This is a genomic window from Candidatus Thiodiazotropha endoloripes (genome assembly GCF_001708965.1).
Lineage (GTDB): Bacteria > Pseudomonadota > Gammaproteobacteria > Chromatiales > Chromatiaceae > Thiodiazotropha > Thiodiazotropha endoloripes.
In genome coordinates, this window is the sequence record NZ_LVJW01000006.1 from 632,620 (window position 1) to 650,139 (window position 17,520).

Genomic DNA, 17,520 nt, shown 5'->3' on the forward strand with positions numbered 1-17,520 from the left:
TCCCAAATTCAAAATTGTTTAACGGTTAATAGCGACCTACCTCAGTGGGCAAGCTGCTCCTCGATGTTCTCTGGCGGCCAGTGCTCCAGGCGCATACCCAGTGACAGACCTCGACGTGCGAGCACATCCTTAATCTCAGTCAGTGACTTCTTACCCAAGTTAGGTGTCTTGAGCAGTTCCACTTCAGTTCTCTGAATCAGATCACCGATAAGAAAAATATTCTCTGCCTTCAAGCAGTTTGCAGAACGAACGGTCAATTCCAGATCGTCTACTGGACGCAGCAGGATCGGATCGATCGCCGGCTCTTCCGGTTCTGCGACAGACTCTGCAGCCTCAGCTTCAAGGTCGACAAACACCGAGAGCTGATCACGCAAGATGCTTGCAGAACGCCTGATCGCCTCTTCAGGATCGATTGTACCGTTGGTCTCCAGCTCGATAACCAGACGATCCAGGCCGGTGTTCTGCTCAACACGGGCCGCTTCGACACTGTAGGCCACTTCACGTATCGGACTGAATGATGCATCAACCTGCAACATACCGATCGGACGCTCATCACCTGCGGACCCCTGACGGGCGGCAGCAGGATGATAGCCACGGCCACGATGAATATTCAGGGTCATGTTGATCTCACCTGACTTGGTCAGAGTGGCAATCACATGATCCGGGTTGGCCACCTCTACATCGTGATCGAGCGCGATGTCACTGGCGAAGACCTGACCGGGTCCCTTTTTCTGCAGCTTCAGTGTAGCTTCGTCACGGGTATGCATGATCAGGGCAACCTGCTTCAGATTGAGCAGTATATCCAGTACATCTTCCTGCACACCTTCAATGGTGGTGTACTCGTGCAATACATCAGCGATTTCGACTTCTGTAATCGCACTACCTGGCATCGATGAAAGCAGGATGCGGCGCAAGGCGTTACCGAGCGTATGACCAAACCCTCTCTCAAGTGGCTCAAGAGTCACTTTTGCGCGAGTGGCAGTGATCGGCTGTACGTTGACAATACGCGGCTTTAGAAATTCCGTAACGCTTTCGGTCATATATTTTCCCTCGTCAAGGCTTACTTGGAGTAGAGCTCAACGACCAGTTGTTCGTTAATTTCAGCAGAAAGATCAGAGCGATCCGGGATACGCTTCAGCTTACCCTTCATCGCTTTTGGATCAACTTCAACCCAATCCACGAAGCCATACTGACCCTGCAGTTCCAGCGCCCCCTGAATACGTACCTGTTTCTTAGCCTTCTCACGTATTGAGATTTCGTCTTCTGCAGTCACCTTGAAGGAAGGCACATTGACGATCTTTCCGTTGACTTCAATCGCCTTATGGCTGACCAGCTGACGGGCTTCTGCGCGAGTTGAGCCAAAACCCATGCGGTAGACGATGTTGTCCAGACGGGTTTCAAGCAGTTGCAGCAGATTCTCGCCGGTTGCACCTTTATTCTGCGCAGCAGCTTTGTAGTAGTTACGGAACTGCTTTTCCATCACGCCGTAGATACGACGTACTTTCTGCTTTTCACGCAGCTGCAATCCATAATCCGAAACACGACGGCGACGATCGCCAGCCTGTCCGGGCACTTTCTCCATGTTGCACTTGGAGTCAAGCGAACGCACGCGACTCTTGAGAAAGAGGTCTGTGCCTTCGCGACGGCTCAGCTTACACTTAGGTCCGATGTACCTTGCCATGATTCAATAACTCCAGTGTTTATACGCGGCGCTTTTTAGGAGGACGGCAACCGTTATGAGGAATCGGTGTTACGTCGGAGATGCTGGTAATTTTGAAACCGGCATTGTTCAGTGATCTAACGGCAGACTCACGGCCTGGTCCGGGACCTTTGACGTTGACATCCAGATTCTTGACGCCGTACTCCTTAACCATCTGTCCAACGCGATCAGCAGCCACCTGAGCTGCGAAAGGGGTGCTTTTTCTTGAACCACGAAAACCTGAACCACCGGCTGTTGCCCATGCAAGAGCATTACCCTGACGGTCGGTTATGGTGATGATGGTATTGTTGAAAGAGGCGTGAATATGCGCAACACCATCGGTGACGCTCTTTCTTACCTTCTTCTTGGCACGGCTGCTGGGTTTTGCCATCTTCTGTACCTACAGATTCGATTTAAAGTTGATTAACGTTTGATTGGACGACGTGGACCTTTACGGGTACGCGCATTGGTGCGCGTACGCTGTCCACGTAGTGGCAGACCACGGCGATGACGAATGCCGCGATTACAACCCAGGTCCATCAGACGTTTGATGTTCATGGAGATCTCACGTCGCAGGTCGCCTTCCGTTGTGTAACGGGCCACGATGCCGCGAATGGACTCAATCTGGTCTTCACTCAGCTCCTGGATCTTGATATTGGGCTCAATACCAGCCTCTTTACAGATATTGCCAGCCGTAGAGCGGCCGATACCATAGATAGAGGTCAATGCAATAACTGCATGTTTTCGATCCGGAATGTTGACTCCTGCAATTCGAGCCATCTTTCTAATCTCCTAAAGTAACCCCTGGAATTGTTCCGAAGGGAAACGTTCAATAATACCTTAGGCGACAGCCTCTAGCAAGCCGTCACCCCATTATTTGATTGCCAGGTTAACCCTGACGCTGCTTGTGGCGACCCTCTTTACAGATCACCCGTACTACGCCATTACGGCGAACAATCTTGCAATTGCGGCAGATTTTTTTCACAGATGCACGCACTTTCATTTTTCAGACTCCAATTCAGATTCGGTCAGATCAGCGTAGCAATCCGCCACCACTGCCTTTCAGGTTGGCTTTTTTCATCAAGCCGTCGTATTGGTGTGACATCAGGTGCGCTTGTACCTGGGCCATAAAGTCCATCACTACCACAACGATAATCAGCAGTGATGTGCCACCGAAGTAGAAAGGCACATTCCAACCAACTATCAGGAATTCGGGAAGCAGACATACCAGGGTGATATAGACCGCACCCGCCATGGTGAGCCTGGACATTACGCCGTCGATATATTTGGCGGTCTGTTCACCAGGCCGGATCCCTGGAATAAATGCTCCGGATCTTTTCAAATTATCTGCGGTGTCCCGTGAGTTGAAGACCAACGCAGTATAGAAAAAACAGAAAAATATGATCGCTGCCGCATAGGCCATGACATAGACAGGTTCACCAGGCGATAACTTGGCGAAGATATCCTGTATCCAGCGGGTACCCTCAGTATTACCAAACCACTGCCCCAGAGTTGCCGGGAAGAGAATGATACTGGAGGCGAAAATCGGTGGGATTACACCGGCCATGTTCAGTTTCAGCGGTAGATGAGTACTCTGCGCCGCCAGCATCCGACGGCCCTGCTGGCGCTTGGCATAGTTAATGGTTATGCGACGCTGCCCACGTTCGACAAAGACAACGAAGGCGGTAACCGCAATCGCCAGTACAAACAGGAACAGAATGGTCAGTGCATTCAGTTCACCGGTACGGGCCAGTTCCAGAGTACCACCGATAGCGGAAGGCAATCCGGCGACGATACCGGCAAAGATGATCATCGAGATACCGTTACCGATGCCGCGTTCAGTGATCTGCTCACCCAGCCACATCAGAAACATGGTGCCAGTAACCAGGGATACTGCTGCGGTAACAACGAAACCCATTCCCTGATGAACTACAATGGTTTCACCACCGACCGTCTGACTCTGCAAGGCAATGGAGATACCGACAGCCTGAAAGGTCGCCAGTACCACGGTACCGTAACGGGTGTACTGAGTGATTTTTCTTCGACCGGACTCACCCTCTTTCTTCAGCTGTTCAAGGGTTGGTATGACAGCCGACATCAACTGCATGATAATCGACGCAGAGATGTAGGGCATGATACCGAGCGCAAAGATACTGGCGCGTTCCAGTGCACCACCGGAAAACATGTTGAACATATCCAGGATCGAACCCTGGGCCTGCTCAAACAGGGCAGCCAATGCCACTGGATTCACACCCGGTACAGGAATAAATGTACCGATCCGGAAAACCAGCAGAGCACCGGCGACAAACAGCAGTCGCTGACGTAGTTCAGTCAGCTGACCCATGCTGCCCAGAGCACCCATCATTGCACCTTGGTTGGCCATAATTTATTCGACCTTACCGCCAGCAGCTTCGACAGCGGCTTTTGCACCCTTGGTCAGGGCGATACCTTTAACAGTAACTGCACGATCGATCTCCCCGGAAAGGAAGATCTTTGCCCGCTTCATATCACGAGTGATCAGGTTCGCCTTCTTCAGTGCATCCAGATCGACAACGTCGCCATCGACTTTTGCCAGCTCACCCAGACGAACCTGAGCAGATACCATGGATACCCGTGAGGTGAAACCGATCTTCGGCAGACGGCGTTGCAGCGGCATCTGGCCACCTTCGAAACCGACTTTGTGAAAACCGCCGGAACGGGACTTCTGACCTTTATGGCCGCGTCCACAGGTTTTGCCTGATCCACTGCCGATACCGCGACCGACACGTTTACGCGTGGTTTTGCTTCCCGCAGCAGGCTGGAGAGTATTCAATTTCATCTTAAGACTCCACTACCTTAACCATGTAACTGACCTTGTTCACCATACCGCGGGTGCAAGGGGTGTCTTCCACATCCACTTCGTGATGCATACGACGCAGACCCAGACCTCTTACACATGCTTGATGGCTAGCAAGGCGACCGCTTGTGCTACGCACCAGCTTGACCCGCATCATCTTCTTATCAGCCATGACTTACCCCAGGATATCTTCGACGCTTTTGCCCCGTTTCAGGGCAACCGATTCAGCGTCGGCCATTTCATTCAGACCATTGATGGTGGCACGCACCACATTCATCGGATTGTTGGTGCCGATACACTTGGCCAGTACGTTCTGTACGCCGAGCACTTCGAATACGGCACGCATCGCGCCACCGGCAATGATACCGGTACCTTCGGATGCAGGCTGCATGAAGACCTTGGCGGCACCATGACGACCAACCAGCGGATACTGCAGGGTAGCCCCATCAAGCTTCACAGAGACCATGTTCTTGCGAGCTGTCTCCATTGCTTTCTGGATGGCTACCGGCACTTCGCGTGCTTTGCCGGTACCGAAACCGACGCGGCCTTTGCCGTCACCGACCACGGTCAGCGCTGAGAAACCGAACTGACGACCACCTTTGACCACCTTGGCCACACGGTTAACATTGACGAGTTTCTCAAGTAACTCATCACCCTCAGGTTTTGCATTAAAATTTGCCATAATCCTAAACCTTTAAAATTGAAGACCGGCTTCGCGAGCCGCTTCAGCGAGGGCCTTAACCCGACCGTGATAACGGAAACCCGAACGATCAAAGGCCACATTTTCGATACCGGCGGTTTTTGCCCGCTCGGCGACCAGTTTACCAACAACGGAGGCAGCCTTGACGTTACCGCTGGCCTCGCCGCTGATCTCACCTTTTACATCCTTGTCCAGAGTTGAGGCACTGGCCAACACACTGGAACCGTCAGGACTGATGACCTGAGCGTAAATATGGCGAGGTGTACGGTGAATCGAGAGACGATGAACGCCCAGCTCCCGAATCTTAGCTCTGGTACGGCGCCCGCGGCGCATACGTGATTGTTTCTTGTCCATCGTTCTACCTATTTCTTCTTGGCTTCTTTACGCGCCACATGTTCGTCGGCGTATCTGACACCCTTACCCTTGTAGGGTTCAGGTGGACGGAACGCGCGAATCTCTGCGGCAACCTGACCAACACGTTGCTTGTCGCTGCCACTGACCACGATCTCTGTCGGGGATGGGGTAGCGATGGTGATTCCCTCAGGAACCGGATAGTCGATCGGATGGGAGAAACCAAGGTTCAAATTCAGTGATTTACCACCACCTTGGGCACGATATCCAACACCAACCAGCTGTAACTTCTTCTCAAATCCCTGACTGACACCGTGAACCATGTTGTTGACCAATGCACGGAAGGTACCGGCCATGGCCCAGGCTGACTTGCTCTCGCTCTTGGGAGCAATTTTCAGCTGGCTGTCCTCTTCATTGACAGCCACGTCGGGGTGCAGATTGAGCGCCATTTCACCCTTTGGACCTTTGATGGAGATCGACTGACCGGCCATCTTTACACTGGTGCCAGAAGGCAATGCGATAGGGCTTTTTGCTACTCGAGACATTGCTCATCCCTCCTTAGGCGACGTAGGCGATGACTTCACCGCCCTGGCCGAGTTCACGCGCCGCACGGTCTGTCATCACACCCTTGGATGTGGAGATGATCGCAACGCCGAGGCCGGCACGTACCTTTGGCAGTTCATCTCTGCCTTTATAGACACGCAGTCCTGGGCGGCTTACACGCTTGATGAGATCGATAACGGGACGACCCTGAAAATAGCGAAGCTCCAGAACCAGGGTAGGTTTGGCGCCATTCTCATTTACGGAAACTTCTTGGATGTAGCCTTCATTTTTCAGAAGGTTGGCAATGGCTACCTTCTGTTTGGAAGAAGGCAGTTCGACAGACATTTTCTTCGCTGCCTGACCATTGCGGATGCGTGTGAGCATATCCGCTATGGGATCTGACATACTCATAATGAGCTCCTAAGGTCAGTCCGCCTTTTTGGCGCGATACCTATTGATTGAACAACCGAATGCAATGGGCACTCGGGTAAGGGCGCAGGATTATACTGTTACCAGCTTGCTTTAACAAGTCCTGGCACATCACCTCTCATTGCTGCTTCACGCAGTTTATTTCTGCACAAGCCAAATTTGCGGTAGACGCCGTGAGGACGACCGGTCACCTGACAGCGATTCTGCCGGCGTGACGGGCTCGCATCCCGGGGCAATTTCTGCAATTTTGCTACTGCCTGCTCGATCTCTTCAAAGCTGCTGTTCGGATTTTTGATCACAGCTTTCAGGGTAGCCCGTTTCGCTGCAAATCTGGAGACAGTCCGTGCACGCTTGGTTTCCCGAGCGATCATGCTTTTCTTTGCCATATTAAACTCAGTTCTTAAAAGGAAACTTGAAGGCTTCCAAGAGCGCACGACCCTCGTCATCGGTACGCGCTGTGGTGGTGATGGTGATATCCAAACCACGCAGTGCGTCGATTTTGTCGTAATCGATCTCAGGAAACATAATCTGTTCTTTAACACCCATAGAGTAGTTGCCGCGGCCATCGAAAGATTTGTTGCTCAAACCGCGGAAATCACGAATACGGGGTATCGAGATATTAATCAGACGATCAAGAAACTCATACATACGCTCTCTGCGCAGAGTCACTTTACAACCGATCGGCCATCCCTCACGGACTTTAAAACCAGCGATCGATTTTCTCGCATGGGTAATGACTGCCTTTTGACCGGCAATCTTCTCCATGTCGCCAACCGCATGCTCCAGCACCTTCTTATCGCCGATTGCCTCACCAACACCCATGTTGAGGGTAATCTTGGTGATTTTCGGCACCTCCATGATGCTGTCGAATTGAAACTTATCCATCAGATCCTTGATAACAGTTTCACTGTAATATTGCTGTAACCTAGCCATCTCTCATCATGCCTCAAATATCGACGACTTCTTGGTTGGATTTGAACACCCGAACCTTTTTGCCGTCTTCGAGAATTTTGAAACCAACACGGTCAGCCTTATCGGTTGCCGGATTATATAAAGCCACATTGGAGATGTGCAGAGGCATCTCCTTGTCCAGGATACCGCCAGGTTCACCCCGGTTCGGATTTGGTTTGGTGTGCTTTTTAGCCATGTTGACGTTTTCGACCACCAGACGGTCGTCATCCATCATCTTGACAACAGTACCACGCTTACCCTTGTCTTTGCCGCTTATGACGATCACCTCGTCACCTTTTTTGATTTTGCTTGCCATTAGTGCTGCCTCACAAAACTTCAGGTGCAAGCGAGATTATTTTCATAAACCGCTCGCTCCTTAATTCACGGGTAACAGGGCCGAAGATACGTGTACCAATCGGCTGCAGGGCGCTGTTCAGCAGAACCGCAGCATTGGAATCAAAACGAATCACCGAACCATCAGGCCGACGAACACCTTTCTTAGTACGTACAACAACGGCGTTGTAGACGTCGCCCTTCTTTACTTTACCCCTGGGGATCGCATCTTTGACACTGACTTTCACAATGTCGCCAACACCGGCATAGCGACGGTGCGAACCACCGAGCACCTTTATGCACTGAACCCGCTTTGCACCGCTGTTATCAGCAACGCTTAGGTTAGACTGCATCTGAATCATGGTATTGCCCTAATTCCAAATAGTTACGATTGGTACAAACTGATCGATCAGCTTGCACGCTCCAGTACCTTCACCAGACGCCAGGTCTTGCTCTTCGACAGAGGACGGCACTGCTCTACCATTACGGTATCACCGGAGTGACACTCGTTCGCTTCGTCATGTGCGTGCACTTTGGTGGAACGCTTCATGAACTTCCCGTATACGGGATGCTTTACGCGTCGCTCGACGGTAACGGTGATAGTTTTATCCATCGCATTACTGACCACCTGGCCAATCAGCGTACGGTTTGATGCCTGTTGCTCACTCATGATGCGTCACCTGACTTCTGTTCATTCATCACAGTCTTGATCCGCGCGATGTCTTTACGTACTTCATTCATACGGGAGGGACGTGCAAGCTGCCCGGTACCCCGTTGCATGCGCAGGTTAAACTGCTCTTTCAAGAGTTCATCCAGAGTAGTGGTCAACTCTTGCTGTGACTTTTCTCTAATCTCAGATGCTTTCATTACATTACCGTCCGTTTCACGAAAGTAGTCGCGACAGGCAGCTTGGCAGATGCCAGTGCGAACGCTTCACGCGCCAGCTCTTCGGATATGCCCTCGATTTCGTAGAGCATACGTCCAGGCTGAATCTGAGCAACCCAGTATTCCACGTTACCCTTACCTTTACCCTGACGCACTTCGAGAGGCTTCTTGGTAATCGGCTTATCGGGGAACACGCGGATCCAGATCTTACCGCCACGTTTTACATGACGGGTGATCGCACGACGTGCTGCTTCGATCTGGCGTGCAGTAATGCGTCCCCGACCAGTCGACTTCAGACCATACTCACCAAAGGAGACCGAGCTGCCGGCAAACGCCAGGCCACGATTGCGTCCTTTGTGCTGTTTGCGAAATTTTGTCCGTTTTGGCTGTAGCATGACTTAAGACCTCTTGCTCGGTGCGGCAGCGGGCTTGGTCTCAACCTCAACTTCCTCGCGATCACCGAAAACTTCACCTTTGAAGACCCATACCTTGACACCAATGATGCCGTATGTGGTATTGGCTTCAGCAAAACCATAATCAATGTCAGCACGCAGGGTATGCAGCGGTACACGACCTTCGCGATACCATTCTGAACGTGCGATTTCAGCACCATTCAAACGACCACTGATATGGACCTTGATACCCTCAGCGCCCAGGCGCATGGCATTCTGAACAGCACGCTTCATGGCCCGGCGGAACATGACGCGACGCTCAAGCTGCTGAGCGATACTCTCACCAACCAGCTGCGCATCGAGTTCAGGCTTACGAATTTCCTCGATACTCATGTGTACCGGAATACCCATCATTGCAGAGACTTCGGATCTCAATGCATCGATATCCTCGCCTTTCTTACCGATCACCAGGCCTGGACGGGCTGTGTGAACAGTGATGTGGGCGTTGTTAGCCGGACGATCGATCTGAATACGGCTGACAGAGGCTTGCGACAGTCTCTTTTTCAGGTACTCACGCACTACAAGATCATTGTTTAGCAGTGTTGCGTACTCTTTCGAATCTGCGTACCACTTGGACGTCCAGTCTTTGACAATGCCAAGACGTATCCCGGTTGGATGTACTTTCTGACCCATTTCGGCCTCTCTTGCCTATTACTTTTCTGCGACAGTCACATTGATGTGACTGGTCCGCTTGAGAATTCTGGATGCCCGACCTTTGGCGCGAGCTCGAATGCGCTTCATGGTTGGTCCTTCATCAACGCTGACTGCGGCAACTTTCAGCTCATCGATATCCGCACCGTCATTGTGCTCGGCATTGGCGATAGCCGACTCGAGAACCTTCTTTACCAGCACTGCGCCTTTCTTCTTGCTAAAAGACAGAATATCCAGCGCCTGCTCCACTGGCAGTCCGCGAATCTGATCAGCAACCAAGCGACCTTTCTGAGCCGATAGACGAGCGTGGCGTAACTTTGCTGTTGTCTGCATCGTTATTACCTCTACTTCGACTTCTTATCAGCGGCATGGCCGCGATAGGTACGGGTCAACGCAAACTCACCCAGTTTGTGTCCGACCATGTTTTCCGAGACCAGAACAGGCACATGAACCTTACCGTTGTGCACAGCGATGGTTAAGCCCACCATCTCCGGAAACACGACAGATCTGCGTGACCAGGTCTTGATAGGACGCTTGTTGTTCTGGGCTACTGCTTCGTCCACCTTCTTTACCAGATGGTGGTCGATGAATGGGCCTTTTCTGACTGAACGTGGCACGACTCTAACCCCTAATTATCTATTTACGGTTTCTGCGACGAACAATCATCTTGTTCGTGCGCTTGTTGGTGCGGGTCTTATAGCCCTTGGTAGGCGTACCCCATGGTGATACAGGATGACGTCCACCAGATGTACGTCCCTCACCACCACCGTGAGGATGATCTACCGGGTTCATGGCGACACCACGGACGGTCGGGCGAACACCCTTCCAGCGTTTGGCGCCAGCTTTACCCAGCGAGCGCAGGCTGTGTTCTGAATTGGAGACTTCACCAATTACAGCGCGACAGTCTGCAGGCACTTTACGCATCTCGCCTGAACGCAGACGCAGGGTGGCATATTCACCCTCACGGGCTACCAGCTGTACAGCAGCACCTGCGGAGCGGGCCATCTGAGCACCCTTGCCCGGCTTCATTTCAATACAGTGAACCACTGAACCCAATGGCATGTTGCGCAGTGGCATACAGTTACCGGTCTTGATCGCCGCAGCGCTACCCGATTCAACCGTGTCGCCAACGTGCAGATTGTTCGGTGCGATAATGTAGCTGCGCTCACCATCCGCATAGCGGATCAAGGCAATTCTTGCAGTACGGTTAGGATCGTATTCCAGGCGCTCGACGACCGCCGGGATATTCTCCTTGTTGCGCTTGAAGTCGATAATACGATAGCGCTGCTTGTGACCACCGCCACGATGACGAGTGGTTATACGACCGTTGTTGTTACGACCACCACTTTTGCTCTTCTTTGCCAGCAGCGGGCCATAAGGTGCACCTTTGTGCAGCTCCGCATCGACTACCTTGACCACAAATCGGCGGCCTGCAGAGGTCGGTTTAGTTTTAACGACTGCCATTATCCCAATCCTGTATTACTTGCTCACGCACCGGCAGCGAAATCGATTTCGCTTCCAGCCTTGAGACGTACATATGCTTTTTTCCAGTCGGAACGTTTGCCATTGATGGCGCCAAAACGCTTTTGCTTGCCTTTGACGTTAACCACCTGGACACGCTCGACCTCAACCTCGAACAGCTTCTCGACCGCTTTCGCAATCTCACGCTTGGTCGCATCCTTGGTGACGCGAAAGGTGTATTGATCGTTTTGGTCTGCAACGATACTGCTCTTTTCCGAGACCAGAGGACTCAGAAGTACCTTCATGAGACGTTCGTTGTTCATGCCAGACGCTCCTCAAGTTTCTTGACCGCACTTTCGGTGACCAGAACATGCTCGTAAGCAACCAGGCTCACCGGATCGATCTCCTCTACATCACGCACATCCACACCATACAGGTTGCGGGAGGCGAGATAGAGGTTTTCATCAGGGTTTTCTGATACCACCAGGACATCTTTCAGTTCCATGTCCTTCAATTTGCCAACCAACTCTTTGGTCTTAGGTTGAGAGATGCTGATCTCATCGACCACCACCAGTCTCTCCTGCCGGTTGAGTTCCGACAGAATTGAGCGGATCGCACCACGGTACATCTTGCGGTTGATCTTCTGCTCGTAGTTACGTGGGGTAGCAGCAAAATTAACACCACCACTACGCCAGATCGGACTGCGGCTGGTACCGGCACGTGCGCGGCCAGTGCCCTTCTGACGGAAAGGCTTGGCGCCACCGCCCTGGACTGCAGCGCGATTCTTTTGCGCTTTGGTACCGGAACGTGCAGCAGACATATAGGCAGTTACCACCTGATGTATCAGCGACTGCTTGTACTCTGCGCCAAACACGTCGTCAGAGACTTGTATTGTCTGAGCGCCGGCGGCTGTCTTTACGTTGAGATCCATTACTGTCACCCTTTATTCTTCATCTTCACAGCAGGTGTAACGATCACGTCTCCACCTCTGGAACCAGGCACTGAACCTTTCACCAGGATCAGGTTGCGCTCTGCATCGACGCGCACAACCTCAAGGTTCTGTTGGCAGCGTTGAGCGGCACCCATGTGACCGGCCATTTTCTTACCTTTGAATACACGACCTGGTGTCTGACACTGTCCGATCGAACCCGGGGCACGATGAGACAGGGAGTTACCATGTGTTGCATCCTGGGTACGAAAGTTATGACGCTTTACGCCACCCTGAAAGCCCTTACCCTGTGACTGACCGCGAACATCCACGATCTGTCCGGCTTCGAACAGGTCAGCCTTGATCTCGCTACCCACTTCGATGCCTTCGACATCGGCGGTCTCTGCGCGAAACTCCACCATCGTCCGGCCAGCCTCTACACCTGCTTTCGCATAGTGTCCGGCAGCCGGTTTACTGACCCGTGACGCCTTGCGGGCACCGGTAGTAACCTGAATCGCCAGATACCCATCGGTATCGTCGCTCTTCAGCTGAGTCACACGGTTGGGTTCAACCTCAATTACCGTTACAGGCACTGAATCACCCTGCTCGGTAAATACTCGGGTCATTCCTGCCTTGCGGCCGACTACTCCAATCGCCATCGTTCTTAACCTCAGTTCAGTTTGATCTGCACGTCTACGCCGGCAGCCAAATCGAGCTTCATCAGCGCATCCACAGTCTTGTCGGTCGGCTCAACGATGTCGAGCAGACGCTTGTGGGTACGGATTTCATACTGATCACGGGCGTCTTTGTTGACGTGCGGTGAAATCAGGATGGTGTAACGCTCATTCTTAGTCGGCAGTGGAATCGGGCCACGGATGTGTGCACCGGTCCGCTTAGCGGTTTCCACAATCTCACGGGCAGATTGATCAATCAGTCGATGATCAAATGCTTTGAGACGAATTCGTATTCTCTGGTTAGCCATTATCTCTTACTCGATAATCTTGGATACCACGCCGGCACCCACGGTCCGACCGCCTTCACGGATCGCAAAACGCAGACCCTCTTCCATCGCGATCGGCGCTATCAACTTCACAGTCATCTTCACGTTGTCTCCCGGCATGACCATCTCGACGCCTTCCGGCAGGTCACACGCACCGGTTACGTCGGTGGTACGGAAGTAGAACTGCGGACGGTAGTTACTGAAGAATGGCGTATGACGGCCACCCTCGTCCTTACTCAGTACATACACTTCACACTCAAAGTGGGTGTGCGGTGTAATCGTACCCGGATGGGCCAGTACCTGACCACGCTCCACCTCGTCTCGCTTGGTACCACGCAGCAGCACACCAACGTTGTCTCCCGCTTCGCCCTGATCCAGCAGCTTGCGGAACATCTCAACACCGGTACAGGTGGTCTTGGTGGTCTCTTTGATACCAACGATCTCGATCTCTTCCCCGACCTTGACCACACCACGCTCGACACGACCGGTTACCACGGTACCGCGACCTGAAATCGAGAATACGTCCTCGATCGGCATCAGGAAGGCGCCGTCTACCGCACGCTCAGGCTCCGGAATGTAGGTATCCAGCGCTTCGACCAGCTTGTCGATTGACTGACTGCCGATCTCAGAAGTGTCGCCTTCCAGCGCTTTCAGCGCAGAACCCACGATGATCGGGGTGTCGTCTCCAGGAAATTCGTAGCTGTCCAGCAGCTCACGCACTTCCATCTCAACCAGCTCCAGCAGCTCTTCGTCATCCACCATGTCCGCCTTGTTCAGGTAGACCACGATGTAAGGCACACCAACCTGACGTGACAGCAGGATGTGCTCACGGGTCTGAGGCATTGGGCCGTCAGCCGCCGATACCACCAGGATCGCGCCGTCCATCTGCGCCGCACCAGTGATCATGTTCTTTACATAGTCAGCATGGCCCGGGCAGTCCACGTGGGCATAGTGACGAGTGTCTGACTCGTACTCCACGTGAGAGGTCGCAATGGTGATACCACGCTCTTTCTCTTCCGGGGCGTTGTCGATCTGGTCAAAAGCGCGCTGCTCGCCACCGTACTTGGACGCCTGGACTGTTGTGATGGCCGCCGTCAGCGTGGTCTTGCCGTGGTCTACGTGACCAATCGTGCCCACATTGACATGCGGCTTTGTGCGTTCGAATTTTTCCTTGGACACAGTGCTACCCCTATACCCGTTACTGTTTCTTGATTACGGCGTCGGCAATGCTGGCCGGCACCTCTGCATACTTACCGAATTCCATGCTGTAGTTGGCACGACCCTGAGTGGCCGAGCGAAGGTCGGTTGCGTAACCGAACATCTCTGACAGTGGAACTTCAGCCTTGATCTGACGACCGGCAGGTGAATCATCCATACCCTGCACGATTCCGCGACGACTGTTGAGGTCACCCATGACATCACCCATATATTCCTCAGGTGTTGTAACCTCAACTTTCATGACCGGCTCCAGCAGTACCGGTTTGGCTCTCGCCGCACCCTCTTTAAAGCACATGGAACCTGCAATCTTAAAGGCCATTTCGCTTGAGTCGACGTCATGGTAGGAACCGTCGTAAAGCGTGACCTTGATATCCACCACCGGGTAACCGGCGATAACACCGTTACCCATGGCTTCCTGAATACCTTTGTCTACCGCCGGAATATATTCACGCGGCACGACACCACCGACGATCTCGTTGACAAACTCATACCCGGCACCAGCTTCCTGCGGCTCAATCTTCAGGTAGACATGACCAAACTGACCACGACCACCGGACTGACGTACAAACTTGCCTTCCTGCTCGATGGAGCTACGAATGGTTTCACGATAAGCCACCTGAGGGGCACCGACATTCGCCTCAACCTTGAATTCACGGCGCATACGATCGACGATAATATCGAGATGCAGCTCACCCATACCGGAGATGATGGTCTGACCGGACTCTTCGTCTGAGCTGACGCGGAATGAGGGATCTTCCTGGGCCAGCTTGGAGAGCGCAATACCCATCTTCTCCTGGTCACCTTTGGTTTTCGGCTCAACCGCAACCGAGATAACCGGCTCCGGGAACTCCATCCGTTCCAGAGTAATCGGCTTGTCGAGTGCACAGAGGGTATCACCGGTGGTGACGTCTTTCAGACCAACCGCTGCGGCGATATCACCGGCCAACACTTCCTTGATCTCTTCACGAGAGTTGGAGTGCATCTGCAGGATACGACCAACACGCTCTTTCTTACCCTTGACAGGATTGTAGACGTGGTCACCCGACTTCAGCACACCGGAATAGGCTCTGAAAAAGGTCAGGGTTCCAACAAAGGGGTCAGTGGCAATCTTGAAAGCCAGTGCTGAGAAAGGTGCATTGTCATCAGAAGGACGCTCTTCCTCAGTGCCATCGGCATCATCCAGAATACCGGTGATTGCCGGCACATCGACAGGTGAAGGCATCAGCTCGATGATCTTATCGAGAACCGCCTGCACGCCTTTGTTCTTGAAGGCAGAACCACAGGTCACCGGAATGATCTCCAGCTTCAGGGTGCGAATTCTCAGCCCCTCAAGGATCTCCTCTTCAGAGAGGTCACCCTCTTCGAGGTATTTTTCCATCAATTCGTCAGAGGCTTCGGCGGCCGCCTCGACCATGTGCTCGCGCCACTCATCACAGGTATCCTGAAGATCGGCAGGAATATCGACGTATTCAAACTCTACGCCCATATTCTCTTCACTCCAGACGACCGATTTCATCTTCACCAGATCGATCAGCCCCTTGAAGCCCTCTTCTGCACCTACCGGGACCTGAATCGGCACGGCATTGGCGCCCAAGCGCTCTTTCAGCTGCTCAACCACACGGAAGAAATCGGCACCCATACGGTCCATCTTGTTGACGAAGGCCATACGGGGAACATTGTATTTGTTGGCTTGACGCCAGACGGTCTCAGACTGAGGTTCAACACCGCCAACCGCGCAGAGTACGAATACTGCGCCATCGAGTACACGCAGGGAACGCTCCACCTCGATGGTGAAGTCCACGTGTCCGGGGGTGTCGATTATGTTGAAACGATGCTCAGGGAATTGCTGAGCCATGCCGCTCCAGAAACAGGTCGTGGCAGCCGAGGTAATGGTAATACCGCGCTCTTGCTCCTGCTCCATCCAGTCCATGGTGGCTGCACCATCGTGCACCTCACCAATCTTGTGGGAGACACCAGTATAGTAGAGCACACGCTCAGTTGTCGTCGTCTTACCAGCATCGATATGCGCCATGATACCGATATTGCGATAGCGCTCGATAGGAGTTTTCCGTGCCACGTTACAAACCTGTTTTTAAAGAGCTAAAAAGTTAAGGGTTAAACGACCGCTTACCAGCGATAGTGTGAGAATGCCTTGTTGGCTTCCGCCATACGGTGCGTATCATCCTTCTTCTTGACCGCCGCACCTTTGTTTTCCGATGCGTCGAGCAACTCACCAGCCAGACGATAAGCCATCGACTTCTCGCTGCGCTTACGGGACGCTTCAATCAACCAACGCATTGCCAGGGAGTTACGACGGTTAGGACGAACTTCCACAGGCACCTGGTAGGTGGCACCACCAACACGGCGGGACTTTACCTCGACCAGCGGACGGACATTTTCAAGCGCAGTCTCAAGCAGATCCAGCGGCTCACCACCACGCTTCTCGACCACGTTATCCAATGCACCGTATAAAATCTTTTCGGCGACTGACTTCTTACCGTCCTGCATCACCATATTGATGAATTTGGCCAGCAGTTCACTCCCGTACTTGGGATCCGGCAGGGCTTCACGCCGTGCTGCAACTCGTCTTCTTGGCATTGCTCTATCTCAAACCTGTTGAATATGTTAGATCCGCAGATCTTAGCCTTTTGGCCGCTTCGCGCCGTACTTGGAGCGACCCTGACGCCGCTTCTCAACACCGGAGGTATCGAGACTACCGCGCACTACGTGATAGCGAACACCTGGCAAGTCCTTGACACGACCACCACGAATCAACACCACAGAGTGCTCCTGCAGGTTGTGGCCCTCACCACCGATGTAGCTTGAGACCTCGTAGCCATTGGTCAGTCTGACACGGGCCACCTTACGCAGCGCCGAGTTCGGCTTCTTAGGCGTTGTGGTGTAGACGCGTGTACAAACACCGCGGCGTTGTGGACAGGCCTCCAGCGCCGGCACGTTACTCTTCTGGACTTTTCTCTTTCTGGGCTTACGCACCAGCTGATTGATTGTCGCCATCTATATCCGTCTCCAGAGACGTCATCTTTGCTATTTTGCATAAAAAAAACCGGAGAACATCTCCCCTT

At 52.8% G+C, this 17,520-nt stretch carries 31 protein-coding genes; all 31 read right to left on the bottom strand.

The genetic code is table 11. The annotated features are described in order from the left end of the window. Nucleotides 1-41 precede the first annotated feature (41 nt). Entirely contained in the window at nucleotides 42-1,040 is a 999-nt protein-coding gene (locus A3193_RS13455; protein WP_069003731.1) for a DNA-directed RNA polymerase subunit alpha, read from the bottom strand. Nucleotides 1,041-1,060: 20 nt separating this feature from the next. Next, a complete protein-coding gene (gene rpsD / locus A3193_RS13460) occupies nucleotides 1,061-1,681 on the bottom strand; it encodes a 30S ribosomal protein S4 (RefSeq protein WP_069003730.1) in 621 nt (206 codons plus the stop codon). A 19-nt stretch (nucleotides 1,682-1,700) separates the two neighbouring features. Beyond that, the gene (gene rpsK / locus A3193_RS13465) at nucleotides 1,701-2,090 is read right to left on the bottom strand and encodes a 30S ribosomal protein S11 (RefSeq protein WP_068989854.1); all 390 of its coding nucleotides are present in this window, start codon (nucleotides 2,088-2,090) and stop codon (nucleotides 1,701-1,703) included. A gap of 32 nt (nucleotides 2,091-2,122) precedes the next feature. Then, nucleotides 2,123-2,479 (bottom strand): 30S ribosomal protein S13, encoded by a 357-nt coding sequence (gene rpsM, locus A3193_RS13470; RefSeq protein ID WP_069003729.1) that lies wholly within the window; start codon nucleotides 2,477-2,479, stop codon nucleotides 2,123-2,125. Nucleotides 2,480-2,588: 109 nt separating this feature from the next. Beyond that, complete coding sequence (rpmJ, locus tag A3193_RS20110) at nucleotides 2,589-2,702, bottom strand: 50S ribosomal protein L36 (RefSeq protein WP_071891793.1); 114 nt, start codon at nucleotides 2,700-2,702, stop codon at nucleotides 2,589-2,591. A gap of 30 nt (nucleotides 2,703-2,732) precedes the next feature. Beyond that, nucleotides 2,733-4,082 (bottom strand): preprotein translocase subunit SecY, encoded by a 1,350-nt coding sequence (gene secY, locus A3193_RS13475; protein ID WP_069003728.1) that lies wholly within the window; start codon nucleotides 4,080-4,082, stop codon nucleotides 2,733-2,735. A gap of 3 nt (nucleotides 4,083-4,085) precedes the next feature. Next, nucleotides 4,086-4,517, bottom strand: a complete 432-nt coding sequence (rplO, locus tag A3193_RS13480; RefSeq protein WP_069003727.1) for a 50S ribosomal protein L15 — start codon at nucleotides 4,515-4,517, stop codon at nucleotides 4,086-4,088. Between the two features lies 1 nt (nucleotide 4,518). Further along, entirely contained in the window at nucleotides 4,519-4,707 is a 189-nt protein-coding gene (rpmD, locus tag A3193_RS13485) for a 50S ribosomal protein L30 (RefSeq protein ID WP_069003726.1), read from the bottom strand. Between the two features lie 3 nt (nucleotides 4,708-4,710). Beyond that, nucleotides 4,711-5,217: a 30S ribosomal protein S5 gene (gene rpsE / locus A3193_RS13490; RefSeq protein WP_068989840.1), complete on the bottom strand. Its 507-nt coding sequence runs from the start codon at nucleotides 5,215-5,217 to the stop codon at nucleotides 4,711-4,713. A gap of 12 nt (nucleotides 5,218-5,229) precedes the next feature. Further along, complete coding sequence (rplR, locus tag A3193_RS13495) at nucleotides 5,230-5,589, bottom strand: 50S ribosomal protein L18 (RefSeq protein ID WP_069003725.1); 360 nt, start codon at nucleotides 5,587-5,589, stop codon at nucleotides 5,230-5,232. A gap of 8 nt (nucleotides 5,590-5,597) precedes the next feature. Next, the gene (gene rplF / locus A3193_RS13500) at nucleotides 5,598-6,131 is read right to left on the bottom strand and encodes a 50S ribosomal protein L6 (RefSeq protein WP_069003724.1); all 534 of its coding nucleotides are present in this window, start codon (nucleotides 6,129-6,131) and stop codon (nucleotides 5,598-5,600) included. A 13-nt stretch (nucleotides 6,132-6,144) separates the two neighbouring features. After that, complete coding sequence (rpsH, locus tag A3193_RS13505) at nucleotides 6,145-6,540, bottom strand: 30S ribosomal protein S8 (RefSeq protein ID WP_069003723.1); 396 nt, start codon at nucleotides 6,538-6,540, stop codon at nucleotides 6,145-6,147. 98 nt (nucleotides 6,541-6,638) lie between these two features. Then, nucleotides 6,639-6,944 (bottom strand): 30S ribosomal protein S14, encoded by a 306-nt coding sequence (gene rpsN, locus A3193_RS13510; RefSeq protein ID WP_069003722.1) that lies wholly within the window; start codon nucleotides 6,942-6,944, stop codon nucleotides 6,639-6,641. A 7-nt stretch (nucleotides 6,945-6,951) separates the two neighbouring features. After that, complete coding sequence (gene rplE / locus A3193_RS13515; protein ID WP_069003721.1) at nucleotides 6,952-7,491, bottom strand: 50S ribosomal protein L5; 540 nt, start codon at nucleotides 7,489-7,491, stop codon at nucleotides 6,952-6,954. 13 nt (nucleotides 7,492-7,504) lie between these two features. Then, on the bottom strand, nucleotides 7,505-7,825 hold the full coding sequence (gene rplX / locus A3193_RS13520) for a 50S ribosomal protein L24 (protein ID WP_069003720.1): 321 nt from the start codon (nucleotides 7,823-7,825) through the stop codon (nucleotides 7,505-7,507). Between the two features lie 10 nt (nucleotides 7,826-7,835). Beyond that, nucleotides 7,836-8,204: a 50S ribosomal protein L14 gene (gene rplN / locus A3193_RS13525; protein WP_069003719.1), complete on the bottom strand. Its 369-nt coding sequence runs from the start codon at nucleotides 8,202-8,204 to the stop codon at nucleotides 7,836-7,838. 47 nt (nucleotides 8,205-8,251) lie between these two features. Next, nucleotides 8,252-8,512: a 30S ribosomal protein S17 gene (rpsQ, locus tag A3193_RS13530; protein WP_068989809.1), complete on the bottom strand. Its 261-nt coding sequence runs from the start codon at nucleotides 8,510-8,512 to the stop codon at nucleotides 8,252-8,254. Continuing rightward, entirely contained in the window at nucleotides 8,509-8,709 is a 201-nt protein-coding gene (rpmC, locus tag A3193_RS13535; RefSeq protein ID WP_068989805.1) for a 50S ribosomal protein L29, read from the bottom strand. Before rpmC ends, rpsQ begins: the two co-directional genes overlap by 4 nt. Next, entirely contained in the window at nucleotides 8,709-9,122 is a 414-nt protein-coding gene (gene rplP / locus A3193_RS13540) for a 50S ribosomal protein L16 (RefSeq protein ID WP_069003718.1), read from the bottom strand. The genes rpmC and rplP overlap by 1 nt, the downstream gene beginning before the upstream one ends. 3 nt (nucleotides 9,123-9,125) lie before the next feature. Beyond that, on the bottom strand, nucleotides 9,126-9,812 hold the full coding sequence (gene rpsC / locus A3193_RS13545; RefSeq protein ID WP_069003717.1) for a 30S ribosomal protein S3: 687 nt from the start codon (nucleotides 9,810-9,812) through the stop codon (nucleotides 9,126-9,128). 18 nt (nucleotides 9,813-9,830) lie between these two features. Next, the gene (rplV, locus tag A3193_RS13550) at nucleotides 9,831-10,163 is read right to left on the bottom strand and encodes a 50S ribosomal protein L22 (RefSeq protein ID WP_069003716.1); all 333 of its coding nucleotides are present in this window, start codon (nucleotides 10,161-10,163) and stop codon (nucleotides 9,831-9,833) included. A gap of 11 nt (nucleotides 10,164-10,174) precedes the next feature. Next, a complete protein-coding gene (rpsS, locus tag A3193_RS13555) occupies nucleotides 10,175-10,447 on the bottom strand; it encodes a 30S ribosomal protein S19 (RefSeq protein WP_069003715.1) in 273 nt (90 codons plus the stop codon). Between the two features lie 19 nt (nucleotides 10,448-10,466). Next, nucleotides 10,467-11,294 (bottom strand): 50S ribosomal protein L2, encoded by an 828-nt coding sequence (gene rplB, locus A3193_RS13560; RefSeq protein WP_069003714.1) that lies wholly within the window; start codon nucleotides 11,292-11,294, stop codon nucleotides 10,467-10,469. Nucleotides 11,295-11,317: 23 nt separating this feature from the next. Next, the gene (gene rplW / locus A3193_RS13565; RefSeq protein WP_069003713.1) at nucleotides 11,318-11,614 is read right to left on the bottom strand and encodes a 50S ribosomal protein L23; all 297 of its coding nucleotides are present in this window, start codon (nucleotides 11,612-11,614) and stop codon (nucleotides 11,318-11,320) included. Continuing rightward, a complete protein-coding gene (gene rplD, locus A3193_RS13570; RefSeq protein WP_069003712.1) occupies nucleotides 11,611-12,222 on the bottom strand; it encodes a 50S ribosomal protein L4 in 612 nt (203 codons plus the stop codon). The genes rplW and rplD overlap by 4 nt, the downstream gene beginning before the upstream one ends. A 5-nt stretch (nucleotides 12,223-12,227) precedes the next feature. Further along, nucleotides 12,228-12,878 (bottom strand): 50S ribosomal protein L3, encoded by a 651-nt coding sequence (gene rplC, locus A3193_RS13575; protein WP_069003711.1) that lies wholly within the window; start codon nucleotides 12,876-12,878, stop codon nucleotides 12,228-12,230. A gap of 11 nt (nucleotides 12,879-12,889) precedes the next feature. Further along, a complete protein-coding gene (gene rpsJ / locus A3193_RS13580) occupies nucleotides 12,890-13,201 on the bottom strand; it encodes a 30S ribosomal protein S10 (protein WP_068989778.1) in 312 nt (103 codons plus the stop codon). Between the two features lie 6 nt (nucleotides 13,202-13,207). Beyond that, complete coding sequence (gene tuf, locus A3193_RS13585; RefSeq protein ID WP_068989742.1) at nucleotides 13,208-14,398, bottom strand: elongation factor Tu; 1,191 nt, start codon at nucleotides 14,396-14,398, stop codon at nucleotides 13,208-13,210. A gap of 19 nt (nucleotides 14,399-14,417) precedes the next feature. Then, complete coding sequence (gene fusA / locus A3193_RS13590; protein WP_069003710.1) at nucleotides 14,418-16,514, bottom strand: elongation factor G; 2,097 nt, start codon at nucleotides 16,512-16,514, stop codon at nucleotides 14,418-14,420. 50 nt (nucleotides 16,515-16,564) lie between these two features. Beyond that, nucleotides 16,565-17,035 (bottom strand): 30S ribosomal protein S7, encoded by a 471-nt coding sequence (gene rpsG / locus A3193_RS13595; protein ID WP_069015071.1) that lies wholly within the window; start codon nucleotides 17,033-17,035, stop codon nucleotides 16,565-16,567. 42 nt (nucleotides 17,036-17,077) lie between these two features. After that, nucleotides 17,078-17,452, bottom strand: a complete 375-nt coding sequence (rpsL, locus tag A3193_RS13600; RefSeq protein ID WP_068989772.1) for a 30S ribosomal protein S12 — start codon at nucleotides 17,450-17,452, stop codon at nucleotides 17,078-17,080. Nucleotides 17,453-17,520: the final 68 nt, after the last annotated feature.